Below are 6,815 nucleotides of genomic sequence, written 5' to 3' on the forward strand. Positions count from 1 at the left end.
CAATCGAAGTTGATACGTTTCAAACATGGCACTGATCATGTCTTCATCAAACAAATCTTTTGCATAATCCCAAGTCACAATTAATTGTCCGTCGCTTTCCGCAACTTGGAAGTCCAAAAACACTTCAGGGGTCTGATTTATTCCGTATTTCAATTCTCCCCTACTACCTATATTGGCATTGAAAAAATCTACTTCGTCACGAAGCATACTCGTAAATACAATTGGCATTATAGCTTGACCTTCTTGACCACGGTGTTCAGCCAGATCACGCAGGAAATCAACCCCACTGTAAAATCTGTGGTCTAACGCTTCAAATAACTGATTCTGAATCTCAGTAGTTCTTTCCCAAAATGGTCTATGAGATGATAAATCGATATCTAACAACAATTTCGATACGAAATCCCCCATCAGAGACATTCCATCTTGATGAAAAGGCTGATTACTAAACAGATTTAAGCTAAGTGCCATATTGGATTGATTGCTCCATTTAAATAGAACTTCCGCATATATTGTGCACAATAACGCAGATGGTGCAATTTTGTTATCCAAAGCCTTGTTTCTCACAGTCGCCCAGTCTGTCGCAGCAATTCTCGTTTCTAAACGTTTTACTGTTGCGTTGTTTACAGCATTCCCATTTGGAAGAAGTGGTAACTGAGGTGCATGCGGGAAATTGTCTACTTTTGCCTTCCAATAAGCTTGATCTCTTTGCTGCAATGCCCGCATCAAATCTGAAACTTGCTGTGCCAGATGATTGGCACGATGATCAAGCTCTGCTTGGGTCGAATCTTTCTCCTCTTTCTTAACATCCTCTTTCTTAAGTAGCTCTTGCAAACGGTCTTCTGGATGTTTTATAACTTCTGATAGTAATAAAACATAATCATCCAACATTTGCTTTATCGTTTCCTGTTTAAATAAATCTGTAGAATACTCTAAGTTGACCACATAACCCTCTGATGTGTGTATTACCATTAAATTCAGATCAAACTTAGCTACTTTTCCTTCCATTGGTACCCATGTTCCACTCACAATGCTCTTTGAACCAGACATAATTTCACTCTCTGGCATCATGAACATTACATCAAATAATGGATTTCTTGATAAATCTCTCTTTACATCTATTGCCTCAACCAAGTCTTCATATTGAAAGTCCTGATTATCGTACGCACGAAGACATTTTTCTTTTACTCCAAGCAATACTTGTTCAAAACTCTCCTCTTGTTTCACTTTTCCTTTGATAGCCAAGGAGTTTACAAACATCCCCAGCATTTCTTGTGTATCAGCGTGGGTTCTACCTGATACAGGAGTTCCGACTACAATTTCTTCCTGTTGACTGTATTTGCTCAATAGAATCATAAAGGTTGATAACATAGTCATGAATTCCGTAGCACCATGCTTCTTCGCTAATTCTTTTATTTCCATAAAAACTGGTTCTTCAATCTTAGTTTTTACGTCGGCACCATTGAAGCTCTTTTTCTTAGGACGTTGGAAATCTGTATTCAAATTAAGTATTGGAATTTCGCCTAAGAACTCGTTTTTCCAATATGCCGCCTGCTTCGTAATATCCTGAGTCATTTGCCAAGCAGAGAAATCTTTATAATGAAGCCTTGGGATTGGTAAAGTATTTCCTTCATATAACTCGCTTATCCAGTTCATCATAATAGGCAGACTTTCTCCATCAGAAACAATATGATGAATATCCAGCATCAAGTATGAAGCTTGTGGTGTCTGTAATAACTTAACCCGCATCAAAGGTGCTTTGAATAAATCAAATGGGCAAACAAAACGATCATATTCATTTTGAATATCTAGTGTATCTGCTTCTTTGTATTCCAATACTACTCTCGCATCTGGTTGAATCACTTGAACTGGCTCTCCATTAATAAGATGGAAGCTGGTTCTTAATACTTCTTCTCTCTCTAAGAGCTTATCTAATGCTCCCTGTAACTGCTCTTTATCCAGAGTGTTTTCGTATTTTATGACATTCGAAATGTTATAGGAAGTACTAGGACCTACTATCTCATTGAGAAGATAAAGTCGCTTTTGAACAGAACTCATAGGATAGAACTCTGCTTCAGCTATTTTTGGTATTTCCGAAAAACGATCCTGTTGTAAGCTTCCAATTCTTTCTGCAATACGTTTTGGTGTAGATAAAGCAAATATTTCACTAAGCTGCAGTCTTATACCGATTGTCTTTTCTAATTCATTACACAATAATGTAACTTTCAGTGAATGACCACCCAAGTCAAAAAAGCTATCATTGACACTAATTCCTGTTATTCCAAGGACTTTCTCAAATGCTTCAACTATTAACTTCTCTTCTCTATTTATTGGTGCTACATATTCCTTAGGCTTGTATTCTGGTTCTGGTAGTGCCGCTTTGTCCAGCTTTCCATTATGACTTAATGGAATTTGGTCAATTCGAATAATATACACAGGAACCATATAGTCTGGTAACTTCTTGCGTAATTCACTCTTGATTGTATCTTCGTCTAATTCTTCTATTTCTGTATGAACGACTACATAAGCACACAGATATTTTTCTCCTTGCTTGTCTTGTCGTACTACAACGGCTGCTCCACTAACTCCTTCGAGCTCCATCAAAGTACTTTCAATTTCTTCTGGTTCGATTCTGAAACCTCTTATCTTAACTTGATCATCTATACGGCCAAGGTACTCGATATTTCCATCCGGTATCCACCGTGCCAGATCACCTGTTTTATACATCATTCCTGAACCAAAAGGATTTTTAATAAATTTCTGAGCTGTTAATTCTTCACGATTTAAGTATCCACGCGACACACTTTCTCCTGCAATACATAATTCCCCTGGTACACCTATTCCGGCTATTTTTTCATTTGATAATATATAAATTTGTGTATTACTAATAGGCTTACCAATTAATATTTTATCTACATCTAAGCCTGTTGGACAATGATATCCACTGGAATTAACTGTAGTTTCTGCTGGACCATAGAGATTCAGTAGTTCTGCTCTTACTTGTCCTTTTTCCCTTAATTGATTATAATGTCTCACACTTTCCGCATTCAGTTTCTCACCAATATTAATGATATAACGCAGAGTATTTATTTTTTCTTTGCTCATATCTAATTCTTCTAGAAACATATTGAACATGGAAGGAACGAACTGGATTGCATTGACTTTATAATCCTGAATTACCTTGATGATCTTATCACTTTGACTTTCTTCTCCTTGTTGCAAAATAACAAGTTTACCACCCGCTAACATCCACCAAAATACTTCCCAGGCAAAAACATCAAATGCACAAGTGGTCTTCATTAAAAGAGATTCTCCCTCGTGTAATGGGTATTCTCTTTGTGTCCACATCTGCTGATTGACTATATTCTGATGCTCTACCATAACCCCTTTTGGTTTTCCTGTTGTACCCGATGTATAAACCAGATAAATAAGATCACGAGGAGTATTTACATGTTCTAGATTCCCTGCACCTTCTCCATAATTGCTTTCACTATATAAGTTAACAACCTTTTCAGGAGAAATATTATACTTTCCATGACCAATTAAAACCGCTTTAGGCTGGCTATCTTCCAATATATATTCGATACGTTCTTCTGGATACAATGGATCAATGGGTACATATGCTGCACCCGACTTTAGGATGGCATATAACCCGATCACCATCTCCAAACTTCTTTCTGCTATAATCGCAACAAAATCATCAGGCTGGACATGGTATTCCCGTCGTAACTTTAATGCAAGCTGATTGGCACGAGCATTTAATTCAGCGTAACTCAATTGCTCATTCCCGCATACAACTGCTGTATTATGGGGGGTTCTTGCTACTTGTTCTTCAAATAATTGTACAATTGTCTTGTCTCTTGGATAGTCGCTGTCCGTTGCGTTAAACTGTACTAATTCTTTCATTTCTTCTGCTTCACTGGTCATGCCTAATTCGATTAATTTCGTCTGTGGTGCTGCAATTGCTTGTTCCATAAGCCTTTGCAGATGGGAACCAATAATGTTTATTTGTTCCTTGTTATATAGCTTTGTACTGAAAAGAATTCTAAAATGGATACGATCACTCTTAAATGCTGTCATTCCCAAGTCATACCCAATTTGTTCGCGGTAATATTCGGATTCCACATTTAATTTGCCATCAATATTTATACTTGTTCCTTGATAGCCTTCAAAGAAGAATAATGTTCCAATTAGATCTCTTCCTAATAAAGTATGATTCTGTATTTCTGCTAAGGGAAGAAAATCGTGTTCATTTGCAATAATTGCCTGGCTCTGTAATGATTTCAACAAATCGGCAAAGGTGTCTTCGTTTGTTGTCGATATACGTACGGGTATTGTATTGATAAATAAACCAACGATTTCTTCAATACCTTCAATCTCTGCATTTCTACCAGATACAACTTTTCCAAATACAACATCATTTGTTGAGTTGTATTTTTCCAATAAAACGCCCCAACAAGCTTCTACTAGCGTGTTCAATGTTACATCATATTGGGCACATATCGCTTCTGCTTGTTCAGTTACCTCTATGCTTAACTTAAACTCTTGGCTCTGACTCTCTTCTTCTGTTTCATCTGGACGACCTAAAGGTAGAATATCAGCCCTTGTCTCATATCCTTGAAGAAGGTCTTCCCAATATTTAAGGCTCGTCTCTTTATCTTTTTCATTTATATAATGGACAAACTTTTCATAGCTACCCATTTTATTAGAAGCAGCCTGATTAGGTGTTTTTAATTGTTCTTCATCTGTTGCCATATACGCACTAAATAATTCTTTACGCAAAATTGGCAAACACCAACCATCTAAAATAATATGATGGTTTGTCATGATCAATCGATAACCACTGTTGTTTATTTTTATCAGATTCATACGAAGTAGTGTATCTTCTTCTAAATCAAATCCTCGTTTTACATCTTGTTCCTTTAAATCAAGATAATCCGATTCATTATCTACTTCCATATAATTAAATTCCGGCATTCTTTCTTTCAATACAACTTGTCTTGGTACACTTACTCCCCGATAACAGATTTTTGTACGTAAAATATCATGCTGTGTTGCTAAATACTTAAAAGCTTTGTGCATCTTCTCTACATCTACATCTGCCAATCGCAACGTCTGCTGAACAACATATTTTGTAGATGATTCATCCATAAGCTTCTCATAGAGCATTCCCTCTTGCACAGGAGCCAATGGATAGATACGTTGAATTTCCTGGCCGCGGATTTCGACAGCTTCCTGTACATAACAAAATTCGCTATCTTTCCATACGCTCTCACCAAAATCACTTGCCGTTGACTCACTCTTCTGTGCGTGAGAGCAATGTTCTGCGACTGCTATCAGTTCTTCTTCATATGCTTTTCCTATTTGCTCAATTCTCTCAGCCAAATAACGACTGCTGTTGCAGGTTACTGTCATAGATAAACTACCTTTTTGCACATGACCTATGACGTTAATGGATGGTCCAAATTGATTACGAGGATTCGTATCCTGTCCATAACCTAATTGTGAAAACTCGAAATATAGATCGCCAGATTCTTTCTTTGTTCCTAGTTCTCCAAGATAATTAAATGATATATCTGGTGCCACTTCTACATCCATTTCTTCTGGATTACCCATGGCTGCATTCTTTATAATGCCATAATCAATTCCATGTCCTGGTACGCGTCGTAGTGTCTCTTTCGTATTTCGAATATCCTGTGCAATATTAGTGCCTAACTCATCTAAAACTACGGGATATATACTAGTGAACCATCCTATTGTCCTACCTAAATCAAAAGAGCCTACTGTTTCTTCACGACCATGTCCTTCCATCTGTATAGCAAGCGTTCTCTGACCTGTTACTTTGTTTACCGCACGTCCTAGTGCTGCTATAAGCAAGTCATTAATCTCTGTATTATAAGCATGTGCACTTTCTTTTAATAACTTTTCTGTGATAGCGGCATTAAGACATGCCACGGCTGTCTTTGGTTCGAATTTATCATCAATTCCATCTTCTTTTAACTTACCATCAACCAATTTATTTTCTATTTCTGACCAGTAAGCTAACCTTCTCTTTAACTTTTCACTCTGGCTGTAATAAGCTAATCCTTCGCTCCATACTTTAAAGGAAACGGTTTTAGCTGGTAATGTTATCTCTTTTTGATTCAAAGCTTGAGAGTAGCCCTTCTCCAAATCCTCAGTTAAAATCCGCCAGGAAATCACATCCATTATCATATGATGAGCTAGCAACATCATATAATCTTGCTCCGGCGTACTAAATAAAACAGCCTGCAATAATGGTCCTTCCGCCAAATCCATCTTTACTTTCGTTGTCTTAATTTTTTCCTGAATCTCTTCAGATTCACATGCTATTTTTGTAAAGCCGTACCATTTCTTATCTTCTACTTTCCCTATAACCTGTTTCTTATCTTTGTACGTAGCTCTCAACATATCATGATGCTGCACTAACGCAGATAAAGCTTTTTGTAGTGCCAGATCATTTAGTTTTTCACGAACCTTAAACACTTGGCATACATTAAAATGTTCAGGATCTATCATATTTTGTGCGAAGAAGTAGTTTTGAATTGGTGTCAGTGAAATTTCACCAGTTATTTCTCCTTGCTCCGCAGGCATAATTTCTTTTTTTGTGGATAAATTCATGGCTATTAGCTTTGGTGTTCTCTCCATCAAAAGATTTCGCATGGAGCTATCGTATCCAGCTTCTCTTATCTTGTTTAGAATATGGATAGCCTTAATCGAATCTCCACCCAAATCAAAGAAATTGTCATTTACACTTACTCTTTCCATACCAAGTACATGTTCAAATGCCTCTACTACCA

At 37.1% G+C, this 6,815-nt stretch carries 1 protein-coding gene; it reads right to left on the bottom strand.

Annotated elements, in window-relative coordinates:
• The coding region (locus tag AC1Q8L_RS29805; protein WP_492339553.1) for an amino acid adenylation domain-containing protein at nt 1-6,815 on the bottom strand (6,815 nt) is incomplete at both ends.

This window comes from Bacillus sp. GW823-FHT06A11 (assembly GCF_058795355.1).